Annotated in this window: 1 pseudogene; it reads left to right on the forward strand. The window is 29.2% G+C overall.

The features are described from left to right. Positions 1-504: pseudogene (locus BGS43_RS00020) on the forward strand (DUF2920 family protein); the annotation flags it as partial.

Consider the following 504-nt stretch of genomic DNA (forward strand, 5'->3'; position numbering starts at 1 on the left):
AGATTATCAAAACTATGGCATTATGGCAGCTATTGATCATATCAATGCTTTAAAAGATTTAGTTAAACGCTTTCCAAAATTTGCAGATTTACCAAAAATTTATGGGGGGGGGGTCTTATGGAGGATACTTGGCCTTGCTCATAGCAAAAATAGCTCCTTGGTATGTGGATGGTGTGATTGATAATTCGGGTTCGGCTGTTCCACCTTTAAATTATATTTTAGGAAGAGAAATGGAGAGCGGTTGTGATTATGTTTTAAATAGTTCGCATATTTTAATACAATGTTTTCTAAAAACCCATTGGACGCGTAAAGAAAATTCACCTTATTTTTTTAATAATGAAAATTATTTTATTAGAACATTATTAAATAAAGATCATTTGATTTTACAAAGTCAAAAAAATAAAAATATCATTTATGTGAGTTATCATAGTAAAGAAGATTCTTTAACTCCAGCAAATTTTAAAGAACAAACCATGCAAATATTAAAAATTTTAGGATATGATG

It is taken from the genome of Campylobacter sp. 110 (assembly GCF_002383965.1).
Lineage (GTDB): Bacteria > Campylobacterota > Campylobacteria > Campylobacterales > Campylobacteraceae > Campylobacter_D > Campylobacter_D coli.